Genomic DNA, 15181 nt, shown 5'->3' with positions numbered 1-15181 from the left:
GCGACAGGACCAGGAACCGGAAGACCGCGGTGTGAAACAGAAGCGACCAACAGCTGCGCGAGACAACGGCCGCCGCCCCGCAGCCGATGCCGGCAAGCGCGTGACCGTTGCCCGCGCACTTTCCAAGCTCGGCTACTGTTCGCGCACGCAGGCCGAAAAGCTCGTGCTGGAAGGACGCCTGAGCATCGGCGGGCGCAAGATCACGGACCTTTCACACTGGGTCGACATCGACAAGGATCACATCACGGTCGATGGCAGGCCGGTGCTTGCCGAAGAAAAGATCTATCTGATGCTGAACAAGCCGCGCGGACTGGTCACCACTCGGCACGACCCCGAGGGCCGGCCGACGGTGTTCGATTGCCTGACAGAAACCGACTCGTCTTTCCTGTCTCCGGTCGGCCGCCTCGACAAGGCGAGCGAGGGCCTTCTGCTCTTCACCAACGACACGGTGCTTGCCCAACGCCTGCTCGACCCTGAAACCCATCTCGGCAAGGTCTACCACGTGCAGATCGCCGGGCAGATCGGTGACGGGCATCTCAGGCAGATGGTTGCCGGCATCGAGGAAGGCGGCGAGGTGCTGCGCGCCGCACGTGCCGTCCATCTCAGAGGCGGCGACAAGAACACATGGATCGAAGTGGAGCTCGAAGAGGGACGCAACCGCCAGATCCGCCGCATGCTCGATAAGCTCGGCTTCGAGGTGTTGCGTCTGTTGCGGGTTTCGATCGGTACGGTCGCGCTTGGCGACTTACCCAAGGGCGCCACCCGTGCCCTCACGACGGAAGAAATCACCTATCTGAGACAACGCACGGGTCTTTGAAGGGACATCCGGACATCCCCAATCGGAACATTAAAGTGCTTCGCGACACAAGCTGGCCTTAAACTTGCCAGCGGACTTCGGGGGAAGGGGGCGACTAAGTCGTCCGCGGCGCGTGACCAGGTGTGATTGTGCAAGGATGCTGTAGGCGTGATCGAAGCATCGAACCAACCGTCAATGCGCGGACAAAGACGAGTGCTCACGCGGTGCCAGCTTCCCGAAGAGAGCAGGGCCAGGCGTAGATTTCGTCACCAAATGGTGCTATTTTCAACACCGGAATCAGGAACCAAACGATGCGCTCGACTATCAATCTTGACGACACCCTCATGGAAAGGGCCAGGTCCCTAACCGGAAAGAAAGAAACTTCCGCTCTGGTTCGCCAAGCGTTGGAGACGCTTGTTCGTGTGGAATCGGGAAAACGCCTCATCGCGCTCGGGGGAACTATGCCGGATGCGGAGGCAGCCCCACGCCGCCGGAGCGCAGCTGCCAAGTGATACTTGCTGACACTTCCATCTGGATTGATCATTTCCGACATGCCGATGCAGAGCTGCGTAGGATTATTGAGGACGATCGTCTTCTCTGCCATCCGGCCGTGATTGGAGAACTCTCGCTGGGCAGCCTTCGGGATCGTAGTAGCGTGATAGCCTTCCTGGCGGCTCAACGGGAAGCGTTCGTCGCAACGCATGACGAAGTCATGACGATGATTGATCGCCACGCCATTTTTAGCATGGGCATTGGCTACACAGATGCCCACTTGGTGGCCTCGGTACTCCTCGATCAGCGGACGGCCTTGTGGACCAGAGACAAGCGTTTGCGGGCAGCCGCCGAAAAGGCGGGGGCTTCACTGCACCCCCCTGCCAATCAGCGAAACTAAATGCTGAATCCAGACGACCGTTACTCGTGCTGGCCTGAGTGGCAGACGCGACTTCATTGACTGCTATGAAGCTTTAATGCGGGCATTCTTCGACGGAAGCCCCGGCGGGAGCCTGCTCATCCAACCTAGGGCAACCGTGAGAGCCCTGCTCAGTGCGAACCCGATATAGCCATGCGGCTATGTGAAGCATCGGTGTTTCCTCGAGTTCCACGTTGTTGAAGGGTGTCGCCTTTCAGGCCGCCTCGTCGCGGCCAATCGCCTGGATCTTGTCCCAGACGCGTTCGGGCCGAGGAATCTCGAGGTCGAAGACGGTCTCAAACGTGTCCGCGAGATGGTCCGCGCTTGTAATGCGGTGTTCGCTAACGCTGACGGGCGTGACCGTGCGCAAGCGGTCGTTCTGTAGGGCGACATAGCCGTTCGCGGTATGACGCAGGACCGCCAGCGCGTTTGTGAATGGCGATCCGGGATCCCGCATCAGCCAGCCATGCGTGTCAGCCATGGCAGCCTCATCGCTGTGGTCGGCCCGGAAATCGAAGCTACGCGCAATGCCATGCGCATGATTGTTGAAGCGCAGCCAGTCGTCCTGCGTCGGTACGATCGAAAAATCGAAACCACGCTGGCTGATCGGTCCGACGGCAAGCGGCACGGGTTCGATAATGGCATCGGCCACGCCGACCTCGGCGAGATAGGAGCGGTCGCCGAGATCGACACGCAGGGTCAGGTGATTGCCAATGGCAACGTCGCCCAGTTTTTCGCGATCGACGCCGCCGCAAAGACGGGTTACCCGGAAACCGAGCGCATCGAGAGCTGCGCCGAAGAGACCATTCATCTCGTAGCACCAGCCGCCGCGCCTGCCCCCCACCATCTTGGCGAAGGCGGAAGCCGGGGTAATTGAGGACGGCCATCCCATGAAGGCATCCAGCGCCTCCCACGTGAAGGTCATGAGGTGCGCACGGTGAAGCCTCGACAAGCTGGGAAGATCGAGAGAAGCTGGCCGGTCGACACCGGTCTTTGCGAGATAGGCGTCCAGCTGGCCAGCTGTCAGGGTCATTCCGTTTTCGTTTGAAGGCGTGAGTGTCATCCTTCGGTCTCCTTTCGATGGACCGTTGCTGAGGTTCTCGGTGCCGGAGTTGAGGGCAGTTCGTCGCCGGGTCAGGCGATCTTGCGTTCGTCGTCGGGCAGGAAAGTCAGGCCGAAATCCTTTGCGACGGAGGCGATCTGCTCGGGCGTTTCGGGCTTGCAGAGCTCGATGATCGGAAAGAAGTTCTCGAACCCGCCCGGCGTCACGACGACCATCAGATGGCCTTCCGTATCTCCGATGTTGCGGAAGCGATGCGGCACGCCACGCGGCAGCGCGATGCAGCCCCCTGCTGACAATTCGACATAGTCGCCGGCACACCAGAAGCCGAAGCAACCGGACAGGACGCGAAAGAACTCGTCCTCGCGCTCATGCACATGAAGCGGCGGACCTTCTCCGGGTGGCACGATGGCCTCGAGCATGCCCAGCGCGCCGCCCGTGTTGGCGGCCATCATGCGTATGACGTGTTTTCCGAACGCCGCTGCGAGCGTTCCATGGCCTGGCGGTGATACCACCGCATAGGTGAATGTCTTCATCTCGGGTCTCCTTCTGCTTGAGGACACCCATTGATTACTTTGTGCTCCGCCTCATGATAAGAGCGATAAATTAACATCATTGAACGGATAATCGCCCTCATGAAAACACTGGATCCGCTTGACGGGATTGCCGCATTTCTAACGGTTTCCGCGCATCTCAGCTTCACCAAGGCGGCGGACGAACTGGGCATGTCGCGTGCGACGGTGGGAACCCAGGTCAGGCAGCTCGAGGATCGCCTCGGCATCCGCCTCTTTCAGAGGTCGACGCGCAAGATCGCCCTTACCGAAGCGGGCGCGGCGTATCGGGAAGCTCTTTCGGGTATCCTGCCGCAGATAAAGGAGGCGGAACGGGCGGCCACCTCGTTCCAGAAGGAAGCCGTCGGGCGCTTGCGGGTGTCCGCTCCGCCCGATCTCGGGCATCTGGTGATCGTGCCAGCCGTTTCGGAGTTCCTCAAGCTCAACCCGGCTATGTCTCTCGAACTGGACCTGTCGCATCGGGCGGTAAACCTGGTCGAGGATGGCTTCGACCTGGCCATTCGGGGTCGCCTCGAAGTCGACATCAATCTCATCACCCGGCAACTGGCGACATCGTCACTCGTGATTTCCGCGTCACCCGCCTACATAGCCGAATACGGTGCGCCGGAAACGCCACACGACCTCGCGCACCACTCGTGCCTCCACTTCGCCGAATTAAGATGGGGGCGGGTCTGGCCGTTCAGAAAGAACAATGAGGAGTTCCGGATTCCAATCGTGCCCCGGCTGGAACTCAATCACAGCCTTGGCCTGCGTGACGCCGCCTTGCTGGGGGTCGGTATCGTCCTCCTGCCCGACTTTATCGTTGGCGAAGATCTCAGGCAGGGTCGGTTGGTTCGTCTTCTCTCCGATTGGCACGTCAGCACGATACAGCTGCAAGCGGTCTATCCGGCCAATCGCCATATCGCGGTAAAGGTCCGACGCTTCGTCTCGTTCCTCGCAGGCAAACTGCGACCGTAGACGAGGCGAAACCCGCACTCCGGATGAAGGTGAGAATGAGCAGGCAGCGCCAGGAAGCTCCGGAACGTCTGCTGGCCGCTTGCACCAGGCGGATGCTGGCGCGGATCGACCCGCTCCTCACAACTAATGCGACGTCCGAAACGACGACCTCACTCCGCCGGAACAGGCACGCGCCAAGCGCGTGATTGGCGGACAGCCGATCGCGACCTCAATTCTCCCGCATGGCCCTGCGAAACGTTCGTGCCAGCGGCTCGCCGATATAGGCGAGCATCGTTCGACTGCCGGTGCGGATCATCACTTCGCTGGTCATCCCGGGGAGCAGCTTGCGGCCGGCAAGTTTGCCGAGCTCTTGCTCATCGACCACGATGATAGCCGTGAAATAGCCGGCGCCGGTTCTGTCATCGGTCAGGCGATCGGCCGATACGAGCTCAACGCGACCATCGAGCGGCGGCATATCATAACGTGCAAAGGCCGATATCCGGACATGTGCGGTCTGCCCGACGGCGATGGTGTCAACGTCTTCCGGACGGACCATCGCCTCTACCACCAGCTTCTGGCCGACGGGCACGATCGACATCAGCGGCTCGCCGGGGCGCACGACACCACCGGCTGTGTGGACCTGCAATCCCATGACAACCCCGTCGACGGGCGCTCTGATGTCGGCGCGCGCAAGCACGTCCTCGGCCGCGCGCAACTGCTGCTGGAGATCGAAAAGTTCGGCTTCGACCTTGCTAAGCTCGGCCACCGCCTCGTTCAGGCGGGTCGTGGACAGGTTCATGATCTGCTGCTCGATCTCCGCCATCGATTCCCGAATGCGGGCGATTGCGGCGATGTTCGTCGCGCGCTCCCCTTTGAGTTCCCCCTGGCGCCGGCGCAGCTGAAGGTGCCGCTCGCGCGTGGCGAGGCCCTTCTTTGACAGTTTTTCCAGATCAGCCGCTTCTGCTTCGATGGACACCATCACTTGATCCTGGGCAGCGACCATGTCTTCGAGCCCTTTGATCTCATTTTCGCTTTGCAGGATGCGCTGATGCAGAATGCCGGTTTCGTTGCTGAGCGCCAGGCGCCGCGCCCGGAAAACTTCGTTCTGTACGGCGACCGCTTCGGCGGCCGAGGACGACGACGACGTCAGAAGCTCTTGTTCGAAGGCAATCTCGTCTTTTCCGTCCCGCTCGGCCCGTAGGCGGGCGGCCGACGCCTTGCGAGATATGACACGGTTCCTGAGGAGCTCCAGATGCGCGGCTGCCTGCGTGTCATCCAGCTTGATCAGAACCTGGCCGCTTTTGACGTGTTCACCATCGGCAACCTTGAGCTGCGAAACGATGCCGCCTTCGAGATGCTGGATCACCTTGCGCTCGCCCTCGACCTTGACGACGCCCTGGGCGACTGCCGCGCTGTCGAGCGGCGCCAGAGCGGCCCAGCCACCGAAGATGCCAAAAAAAGCGAGGATCACCACAAGCCCGGTTGCCACAGCAGGTCTTAGTCGCGGCAGAAGCCGGGCGTCGTCGGTGGCTATGTATGCAGTGGGATCGCCACCAAGAGGGGTTAGCAGCTTGGCAATCATGCGCTCACGACTCCCAATCGAGGGGCAGTGGCTGCGGCTCGCGCTCGCTCTTCCATCGCACGGAACACATCGTTACGTGGGCCGAAGAGATCGATCTGACCGCGCTGAAGCACAAGAACCTTGTCGACGCTGTCCATCATGTTTGAGCGATGGGTGATCAGAACTATCGTTCTTCCGGCGGCCTTGAGCCTTTGAAGCGCATTGCTCAGCGCCTGCTCACCGTCTCCGTCAAGGTTTGAGTTGGGCTCGTCCAGGAGCAAGAACGCAGGATCCCGGTAGAGCGCGCGGGCAAGCGCGATCCGCTGACGCTGGCCGCCCGAGAGCACCGCGCCCGCCTCGCCAATCTCAGTGTGGTAGCCTTTCGGAAGCCCTTTGATGAGTTCGTGTACCCCGGCCTCGCACGCAGCGCGTACGACATCGCTGAAGGACTGCTCGTTGAGTTCCTGAAATCGAGCGATGTTCTCGGCGACGGTCCCGGAGAAGAGCTCTATGTCCTGTGGCAGGTAGCCGACATGCTGGCCGCGATCGGCCGCTGCCCACTGCGCGACATCCATGCCCCCAAGGAGCACCCGGCCATGGCCGGCCGTGGAAGCGCCCACGATGAGCCTTGCCAGACTCGTCTTGCCCGCAGCGGACGGACCAATGACGGCGAGCACTTCGCCGGGTTCGAGCTGGAAGCTCACGCCCTTCAGGATCGGCTCGCCGCCGCCTTCGCGTGCAACGATGACATTCTCGACGACAAGCCGCCCCTCAGGACGCGGCAATGGCAGAATGGGAACCTCGTCGCCCCGGGCGCCGGCCACGACGGATAGCCGGTGATAGGCAGATCGCGCGCTCAAGATCGACTTCCACGTACCGATCGCCTGCTCGACGGGTGCAAGCGCCCGCCCCATCAGGATGGAGGCAGCCACCATTGCGCCGGGAGACGCTTCAGCGTGCACGACGAGATAGGCTCCGAGCCCGAGAACGCCGATCTGCAGGCCGAGCCGGAGAAAGCGCGCCGCCGCGGCAAGGGCCGCCGAACGAAGGCTTGCGGTCGCCTGCCCCTCCGCCGCAGCCTTCTGCACCGCCTTCCAGCCGGACATCATCGCCTGCAGCATCCCCATGGCCTGTATGGCCTCGGCGTTTCGGATCGCTGCCTCCGCTTGCGCATAGGCTTTGCTTTGAGCGCCGCTCGCCTGGGCAACCGGCTGTCGCGTGACAAGCTCCGTGAGCACCGCCAGAAGGAAAAGCGCAATACCGCCTCCCAATGCCAGCCAGCCGAGCCACGGGTGCAGGAGGAAAATCGCCGCGAAGAAGATCGGCGCCCAGGGCGCGTCGAGGATCGGAAAAATTGCCGAGCCGGTGACGAAGTTCCCGAATTGCTCGAGGTCGCGCAGCGTGCGAGCGCCGCCATTACCCTTCTTTCCGGCCGCCTGTTCGATCGACGCGGCAAGAAGAACCGGCGACAGGCGACCGTTCAGCCAGATCCCGGTTGCGATTAGCAGCTGCGATCGAACGGTTTCCAATATTGCCAGGGCCAGGAGCGCCACGACGGCCATGATAGTGAGCGCCGTCAGCGTTTCGAGGCTGTGGCTCGATAGCACCCGATTATAGACCTGCAGCATGTAGAGCGCCGCCGTCAGCATTAGGATGTTGATCGCCGCGCTGAAGGCTACGAGTGGCCAGGCGGCACGCCGAAGTTCGGCCATCACCGCCTGGAGGGAGGACTGGTTGGGTGCCCGGCTCATCGTCGCTCCTAAGAGAACTGGAAATCACCGGCATTCAAGGTGCCGAGATTGCCAAGGAGCGTGACATTGTCGAGTTCCGCGACAAGTACGGCGCCACCCGCCACCGCCGGATTGGGGTCGTAGTAGACCGCGGCATGACCTAGATCCGTATTGTGGAAGACGAAGAACGCACCCGTGGTGATATTGCCGTAGCCGTTGATCGTTCCCTGGACGGAAGCATTGGTGACGCTGGCATCCGTTTTGACGGCAACCTCCGTGCCGGCGAAATTGATCGCTGCGTTGTTGCCCGACTTGAAGTTCTCCACGGTCGCATTGTTGTTGCCGAGCGAGAACTCGCTTGCCCCGGTCCCCACGTCGAAGCGCAAGGTATCGACAGTCGTCGAATTGCTGCCCGCGTCGAAGTCGGTGACATGATTGGTCGTGCTTGCGAATTTGCCGAAGACAAATGTGTCGTTGCCGATCCCGCCGGTGAGAATGTTGTTGCCGGCCCCGGCTTCAAGGGTGTCATCCCCGTTACCACCGACGAATACGTCGTTTCCTTGGGTTCCGCTAAGCGTCAGATTGGCGGTGAGGGTATCCTCGTGGTTCTTTCCATCAATGTACGAATAGTTGTAGCTCAAGGAGCCCAGGTTGATATCATTATCATTGCCGGTCGACGCCACGGAGGGCGTTTGAATGGTGAACTGGGCGGTCGACGTGTGCCCCTGTCCATCGCTGACCGTGTACGCCAGGGTGGCCGCTTGGTTGACATTGCCCGTGCTCACGTTGAACCCGGTGACCACCCCGCCCGCAGTCACCGACGTGATCGTCCAACCGCTCGGCAGCGAGCCGATGCCCGCCCCAGAAATCGAAAGGGCGTCTCCGTCAGCATCCGTGTCATTGTTGAGCAGCCATGCCGCCGAGAGGAATATGGACGTTCCGGTAGATATGACGATAACATCATTGCTTGCCACCGGCGCCGCATTGGCAGGCGGACTGACTATGATCGCCACAGTATCGGTATCGCTCAGGAATCCGTCCGACGTCGCCACTGTCAGCGTATCGGTGCCGCTGTAATTGATATTGCCGAGATAGCTCAGCGCGGCCAGCGCCGCATTGACCTGCACGAGCGTGCCGCTGATCGTCACCGCATTGGTGTCGTTGTTGCTAACCGTCGCACCACCACCGGTTCCAACCGTCAGCTTGCCATGGCCGACCGATACAGTCGTCGACACGTTGGGGCTGTCGACATCCGCCACGGCGACGCCGTTGATCGCGCTCGCCATGTTCGAGTTGACGGTCTGCGCGCCTGGCACGGTATTGGTAGGCGCGTCGTTGACCGGGGTGATGTCGAGGCTTGCCGTGCCCGCCACGCTGCCGCCGTGCCCGTCGGTGATCGTATAGCTGAACGAGACCCCGGTGTCGTCGTTGGCGGCAGGCGTATAGGTCCAGGTGCCATTGGCGTTGGCAACCAGCGAACCATTGCCGATCGCAATTTCCAGATTCGTGGCCGTCAGACTGTCGCCGTCAATGTCGGACGCATTGGCTCGCAGCTCCGCCTGGGTGATGATGCGGCTGGCGCTGTCCTCGGCAATTGGTGTTAGCGTCACCGCAGAGGTCGTCGGCGCATCATTGGTGCCGGTAACGGTCCAGGTGGCCGAGGCCGCCGTCGAGGCGACGCCGTCCGACACCGCATAGTTCACCGTCACGGTCGTCGGCTGGCCGGCCGCCAGGTGATCGTAGGCGGCATCCTTCGGGTCGAGCGTAAAGGAATGGGTGGCGGCATCATAGCTGACGCCGGCCGGCAGCTGGGTCGGCACATCGACGACCTGCAGCGTTGTGCCGTCGTCGACGTCCGAGGCGTTGGCGAGCGCGTTGAGCGTCACGGCCGCTCCGCCCTCGGTGGCCCCGCCGCTGACCGCCCCCGACACGGCAGGCGCATCATTGGTGCCGGTAACGGTCCAGGTGACCGAGGCTGCCGTCGAGGCGACGCCGTCCGACACCGCATAGTTCACCGTCACGGTCGTCGGCTGGCCGGCCGCCAGGTGGTCGTAGCCGGCATCCTTCGGGTCGAGCGTAAAGGAATGGGTGGCGGCATCATAGCTGACGCCGGCCGGCAGCTGGGTCGGCACATCGACGACCTGCAGCGTTGTGCCGTCGTCGACGTCCGAGGCGTTGGCGAGCGCGTTGAGCGTCACGGCCGCTCCGCCCTCGGTGGCCCCGCCGCTGACCGCCCCCGACACGGCAGGCGCATCATTGGTGCCGGTAACGGTCCAGGTGGCCGAGGCCGCCGTCGAGGCGACGCCGTCCGACACCGCATAGTTCACCGTCACGGTCGTCGGCTGGCCGGCCGCCAGGTGGTCGTAGGCGGCATCCTTCGGGTCGAGCGTAAAGGAATGGGCAGCGGCATCATAGCTGACGCCGGCCGGCAGCTGGGCCGGCACATCGACGACCTGCAGCGTTGTGCCGTCGTCGACGTCCGAGGCGTTGGTGAGCGCGTTGAGCGTCACGGCCGCTCCGCCCTCGGTGGCCCCGCCGCTGACCGCCCCCGACACGGCAGGCGCATCATTGGTGCCGGTAACGGTCCAGGTGACCGAGGCCGCCGTCGAGGCGACGCCGTCCGACACCGCATAGTTCACCGTCACGGTCGTCGGCTGGCCGGCCGCCAGGTGGTCGTAGGCGGCATCCTTCGGGTCGAGCGTAAAGGAATGGGCAGCGGCATCATAGCTGACGCCGGCCGGCAACTGGGCCGGCACATCGACGACCTGCAGCGTCGTGCCGTCGTCGACGTCGGTAGCGTTGGCGAGCGCGTTGAGCGTCACGGCCGCTCCGCCCTCGGTGGCCCCGCCGCTGACCGCCCCCGACACGGCAGGCGCATCATTGGTGCCGGTAACGGTCCAGGTGACCGAGGCTGCCGTCGAGGCGACGCCGTCCGACACCGCATAGTTCACCGTCACGGTCGTCGGCTGGCCGGCCGCCAGATGGTCGTAGGCGGCATGCTTCGGATCGAGCGTAAAGGAATGGGTGGCGGCATCATAGCTGACGCCGGCCGGCAGCTGGGCCGGCACATTGACGACCTGCAGCGTCGTGCCGTCATCGACGTCGGTGGCGTTGGTGAGCGCGTCGAGCGTCACGGTCGCTCCGCCCTCGGTGGCTCCGCCGCTGACCGCCCCCGACACGGCAGGCGCATCATTGGTGCCGGTAACGGTCCAGGTGACCGAGGCTGCCGTCGAGGCGACGCCGTCCGACACCGCATAGTTCACCGTCACGGTCGTCGGCTGGCCGGCCGCCAGGTGGTCGTAGGCGGCATCCTTCGGGTCGAGCGTAAAGGAATGGGCAGCGGCATCATAGCTGACGCCGGCCGGCAACTGGGCCGGCACATTGACGACCTGCAGCGTCGTGCCGTCATCGACGTCGGTGGCATTGGTGAGCGCGTCGAGCGTCACGGTCGCTCCGCCCTCGGTGGCCCCGCCGCTGACCGCCCCCGACACGGCAGGCGCATCATTGGTGCCGGTAACGGTCACTACGATGTCTTGGCTGGCGGTCCCGTCCGCGGACCACACGGTCAGCTTGTCCGTGACATGCTGTCCGGCGGGAAGCGCCTGGGTCGCCAAGCGAGCATTGTCGAGTGCGTAGGTCCAAGCCCCTGTGGACGCGTCGAAGCTGAACTTGCCGTATGTACCCGCGAGCGCGGCCTCCAGCGGTGCCTGGAAATGGTTCTGGTTGGAATCGGCATCATAAACGTGCAGCGTACCGGTCGCTGTCGGCGAACCGGGATCGCTGTTGTTCGTGCCTCCCGCTTCGACGACGGTCCCTTCGTAACTGCCGCCGAACGTCGGCCCGTCGTTCTGGCCCGTTATGTCCAGCGTCACCTTGGCGTAGCTCAGCGTGCCGTTGCCGAGCCGGATCGAATAGTAGAACGAGTCCTGTATGTGTTCGCCGCCAGCCAAGGAGTCGACGCTCCGGGCATTGTCGGGCGAGTTGGAGCCGTCAGCAATTCTATATTCGATCTTTCCGTTGGAGATTCGCATCCAGTTTCCTTCTGCGGTCCTCTCCCAACTGGTTGTGATATTGCTCTGCAACAGCTCCGTCATGAAATTCGAGCCGCCGTCGTCGATCGACCAGAGAGTCTTCGCTTTACCGCCAAGATCGTTGGCCATCACGTCCAGGGTGATGGTGTTGGTACTGGAATTGTAGAGGCTAGATGCCTTCAGCTGATCCTCGGTCCACGCATAGGCGTCGCCCTGCGCCTGCGGTGCGTTGCTGAAAGATGTAGTGCTTCCACCACCCGTGGTCTGCGTAGCCATGACATTACCCCTCCCGCCATGCGTACCCCTTATCGAGGCACTGTGGTTTTATGCGATGCCCGTCCGATGGCGTGCCTTTGCGCCATCGGCGATCTCATCCCACCGTTGATTGAAATCCTTCATGCAGGGCGCAGAGAGCGCCAAAGCATCGATGTCCTGTGTGGAGCGACCGAGTGTGAGCCCGCGACGACCTGCTCGCGATCGCCCGGTTGGTCGAGCATTGGAAGAAGAAGCAACACTGCAATTCTCGGCCAAGCAGAGGCAAGAATACTGGCCAGTCTTAGCCGGTGTCCTTGCCGTCGGCACGCCCTCTCGGGGCGAGAAAAATTCGCGCACGACTACTCCTATCGGGGCAGCCAGAAAAACAGCCGCTCCCAAACTAACTTCCTGAAATTTATGTTGGTTTCCTCAGCCGCTCTTTGTCCCACCGGGCTTCGGCAACCTATATCCTTAATGAATTAATAACACATTCGGCGGATTAGCAAGCAAGATATTTCAATTTGCTAATTTAAAGAGTGTAAACATAGTTAAAATCCTTCGCGCCCGAAAGAATGAGCGAAAATGGCACACCTAATCCTGCGACCACGAATACTCGCGGGGAAGAGGTGATGCTGGCGGGCTCAGCCGCGACGCGATGGACTTTCCGCCCCCGGAAGAAGGCCGAAAAGGCTTTGAGATCCAAGAACGCTAGCGGCAACAATCGACGAAACCGAAGCGCCCTCGATGCCAACTTCTACGTCATTCGCATAAATCCGTACGACGAACAGACGAGCCCCGCCCCCTTGGTACCCGCCGTGTTGACGTTGAACCGCGGGCTCCGTCGCTGTATCATTTTGGTGTTCTTTTTCATCCTGTTAGCCTGCGGAAGGAGGACAAAATGCGCCTTCCTGAGATACCTTGGGCGGTCCCGCTATCTGTTCGTTTGCAGTCAGGATCGAACCGCATTTTTGCATCGGTCTACGACGCGCTGGACTTTCTAGAACATGAATGGCCGATACGGCACGGACAAGGCTATGAACGAGCCGTCATAACGTGCCGCTGTGCGCTGAACCGCTCTGTTCCAGCAACGGTCGCCCGTGATGCCTTCATCGGTGCGTGCTTGGAGGCTGGTATGGCGACGTCAGCGGTTGCCAACCACTATCATCATGGCGGCCCGGGATCTCATGGCAACAAGCCATTGAGCTGAACCCTGCCCCTCCCGTGCTTATCGAACTCCGATCTTCGCTGATCGGCTCTTCCAAAATGTGGTGATGGGATCCGACCGATCCAGCCAAGATGAGACGAACGACTGCGTACCGAATATGTGACGACACCCGACGGCGCCGCCTAAGCTTCGACAGCGTTCGGGCCTTGGTTGACGACATCCGCGTCTGGGATCATTCTCAATTCATCCCGACTGCAATCCCTTAGGCTGGTCCGATGCGCTGACAACGACAATCGGGGGTGCCTGCCAAACGTCGATTTCGACTTGGGAGCATGGTCGGCGGGGCTGGCTCCTATGTATTTTCTTCGTGCGGCCGTTGTGCTCTCGTTCTTTTTTCTAAGCTCCTACGCTTGGGCCGAAAAGCGCGTCGCGCTGGTCATTGGAAACTCGGCCTATCAGCACGCGCCACAGCTTACGAACCCTCAGAATGACGCCAGCGACATGGCGTCGAAGTTGACAGGACTGGGATTCGTGGTGGTGACCGGCCGCGATCTCGACCTGGCGGGAATGCGTCGGTCGATCCGAGAGTTTGTGGGCAAAGTCGAAGGCGCTGACGTGTCGCTCTTTTTCTATGCCGGTCACGGGCTGCAGGTGAACGGGGTCAACTACATGATCCCAGTCGACGCGCAGCTTCGCTCAAACAACGACCTGGATTTCGAGGCGTTGCCGATCGAGCTCGTGCTCTCCGCCATGGAGCGTAACGCCAAGGTCAACTTGGTGTTCCTCGACGCGTGCCGTGACAATCCACTTGCCGTGACATTGGCCCGCTCCCTGGGAACGCGGTCCATGGTCGTGGGGCGGGGGTTGGCGAAACTCGATACCGGCGTCGGCTCGCTGATTGCGTTCGCAACTCAGCCGGGAAACGTTGCCCTTGATGGGGCTGGCAGGAACTCCCCGTTCACGACGGCCTTGCTGAAACACCTCGGTACACCCGGGCAGAGCATAACGGATGATCTGATTGCAGTGCGTCGCGCCGTATTACAGGTCACGGACGGCAAGCAGATCCCTTGGGACAGCTCATCCCTGACAGGCCCCGTTGTTCTAAATCCATCGCCGGTCCCGGACCCGGCAACGCGCCCGGCGGCGACAGCCGATACCGACAGAACCGTGGAGCTTGCCTACTGGAATTCCATTAAGGATTCGACCGAAAGCAGTTTTTTCGAAGCATACCTCCGGGAATACCCCAATGGCGCGTTCGGAACGCTTGCGAAGTTGAAGATCGCGGCGATCGGAGCGCACGAAAAGGAAAGGCAGGCGGCGGAGCAGGAAACGGCCGATTCCAAACGCGCCGTAAACCTGGAAGACAACGCCGGGCCAACCGATGTCGCGGCGCTTGAACAGGCCAACCCAGGGGCACAGGTATCCGGTTCAGCCGCCAACATGACTGTCGGCGAACTCGCGTTCGCCACCCAAAGGGAACTGGCGCGCATCGGATGCCTCAGCCGGGTCGACGGCAAATGGGGTGACAGCAGCCGGAAGGCCCTACAGGCATATGCCGAGCGCAAGGGACTGAAGCTTGCATCACTCGCTCCGACCGAGGAACTTTTGAATGGCCTGAAAGCGATCGGCAATCGTGTCTGTCCGCTCGTCTGCGGCAACGGAATGGAAGCCCGCGACAATCGTTGCGTGGAGCCCGGCCTGAGTGCCTTCGATGGCACATGGCGGATAACAAGGCATGCAAAGACGGACTGCGGCGATTGGCGCGAACTCTCGTCAACCGTTTTCGTAAGTCACGGCACAGTGTCGTCCAGCTATGGGTTCTCGGGAAAAATCTCCAGCAACGGAGCCGTCACCATTACCCACACATTTGTCCATAAGGGAAGGAAAGGAGGCAACATCCTGACGGGGATGATAAAAGGAGATAAAGGGACCGGCAAGTTCAGGGGGACCGGAGCAGGCAGCGGTTGCTCCGGAATTATTACTATGGGCAAGATGTAGCGCGAAGGTCGTGTCAGTAGACTTCGATGTGCGTGCGACCTGCCACCGAACTTTCATCCCGCGGCGACATGCTTGAAGCCTGCGGCGCCACCCACTTCAACGTCAAAGGCGGGTTCCTGGGCCATCCGTGTCGAGTCGCCTGGGCCTTCGTCCGGTTCCTGTGCGAT

11 protein-coding genes are annotated in these 15181 nt (G+C 61.7%); 6 read left to right on the top strand and 5 right to left on the bottom strand.

The window, feature by feature from the left end:
* Window positions 1–31: 31 nt before the first annotated feature.
* The 3 genes from AC1Z3V_RS08210 (at window position 32) to AC1Z3V_RS08200 (ending at window position 1688) form a co-directional block, all read left to right on the top strand.
* The gene (locus tag AC1Z3V_RS08210; RefSeq protein ID WP_483498258.1) at window positions 32–817 is read left to right on the top strand and encodes a pseudouridine synthase; all 786 of its coding nucleotides are present in this window, start codon (window positions 32–34) and stop codon (window positions 815–817) included.
* Between the two features lie 290 nt (window positions 818–1107).
* The gene (locus tag AC1Z3V_RS08205) at window positions 1108–1308 is read left to right on the top strand and encodes a type II toxin-antitoxin system VapB family antitoxin (protein WP_483498257.1); all 201 of its coding nucleotides are present in this window, start codon (window positions 1108–1110) and stop codon (window positions 1306–1308) included.
* On the top strand, window positions 1305–1688 hold the full coding sequence (locus AC1Z3V_RS08200) for a type II toxin-antitoxin system VapC family toxin (protein ID WP_483498256.1): 384 nt from the start codon (window positions 1305–1307) through the stop codon (window positions 1686–1688). The genes AC1Z3V_RS08205 and AC1Z3V_RS08200 overlap by 4 nt, the downstream gene beginning before the upstream one ends.
* A gap of 232 nt (window positions 1689–1920) precedes the next feature.
* Here AC1Z3V_RS08200 and AC1Z3V_RS08195 read toward each other — a convergent pair whose 3' ends face one another.
* On the bottom strand, window positions 1921–2769 hold the full coding sequence (locus tag AC1Z3V_RS08195; protein WP_483498255.1) for an arylamine N-acetyltransferase family protein: 849 nt from the start codon (window positions 2767–2769) through the stop codon (window positions 1921–1923).
* 71 nt (window positions 2770–2840) lie between these two features.
* The gene (locus tag AC1Z3V_RS08190) at window positions 2841–3302 is read right to left on the bottom strand and encodes a cupin domain-containing protein (RefSeq protein ID WP_483498254.1); all 462 of its coding nucleotides are present in this window, start codon (window positions 3300–3302) and stop codon (window positions 2841–2843) included.
* Window positions 3303–3401: 99 nt separating this feature from the next.
* Here AC1Z3V_RS08190 and AC1Z3V_RS08185 point away from each other — a divergent pair, with 99 nt between their 5' ends.
* The gene (locus AC1Z3V_RS08185; RefSeq protein WP_483498253.1) at window positions 3402–4295 is read left to right on the top strand and encodes a LysR family transcriptional regulator; all 894 of its coding nucleotides are present in this window, start codon (window positions 3402–3404) and stop codon (window positions 4293–4295) included.
* Between the two features lie 208 nt (window positions 4296–4503).
* Here AC1Z3V_RS08185 and AC1Z3V_RS08180 read toward each other — a convergent pair whose 3' ends face one another.
* From AC1Z3V_RS08180 to AC1Z3V_RS08170, 3 genes are read right to left on the bottom strand one after another with little or no spacing between them, the layout of a single operon-like run.
* Window positions 4504–5856 (bottom strand): HlyD family type I secretion periplasmic adaptor subunit, encoded by a 1353-nt coding sequence (locus AC1Z3V_RS08180; protein WP_483498252.1) that lies wholly within the window; start codon window positions 5854–5856, stop codon window positions 4504–4506.
* Window positions 5853–7586 carry a type I secretion system permease/ATPase gene (locus tag AC1Z3V_RS08175; RefSeq protein WP_483498251.1) on the bottom strand — a complete coding sequence of 578 codons (1734 nt, stop codon included), beginning with the start codon at window positions 7584–7586 and terminating at the stop codon, window positions 5853–5855. The genes AC1Z3V_RS08180 and AC1Z3V_RS08175 overlap by 4 nt, the downstream gene beginning before the upstream one ends.
* A gap of 8 nt (window positions 7587–7594) precedes the next feature.
* Window positions 7595–11872 carry a beta strand repeat-containing protein gene (locus AC1Z3V_RS08170; protein WP_483498250.1) on the bottom strand — a complete coding sequence of 1426 codons (4278 nt, stop codon included), beginning with the start codon at window positions 11870–11872 and terminating at the stop codon, window positions 7595–7597.
* An 877-nt stretch (window positions 11873–12749) separates the two neighbouring features.
* On the opposite strand from AC1Z3V_RS08170, the gene AC1Z3V_RS08165 reads away from it, so the two are divergent.
* Both AC1Z3V_RS08165 and AC1Z3V_RS08160 read left to right on the top strand, forming a co-directional pair.
* Window positions 12750–13058: a DUF982 domain-containing protein gene (locus AC1Z3V_RS08165; protein WP_429809435.1), complete on the top strand. Its 309-nt coding sequence runs from the start codon at window positions 12750–12752 to the stop codon at window positions 13056–13058.
* 312 nt (window positions 13059–13370) lie between these two features.
* A complete protein-coding gene (locus tag AC1Z3V_RS08160; RefSeq protein ID WP_483498249.1) occupies window positions 13371–15014 on the top strand; it encodes a caspase family protein in 1644 nt (547 codons plus the stop codon).
* Window positions 15015–15181: the final 167 nt, after the last annotated feature.

Source organism: Ensifer sp. 38_S197 (assembly GCF_056924495.1).
The sequence above is the reverse complement of the archived record's forward strand: the minus strand, read 5'-3'. Positions and strand labels throughout refer to the sequence as shown.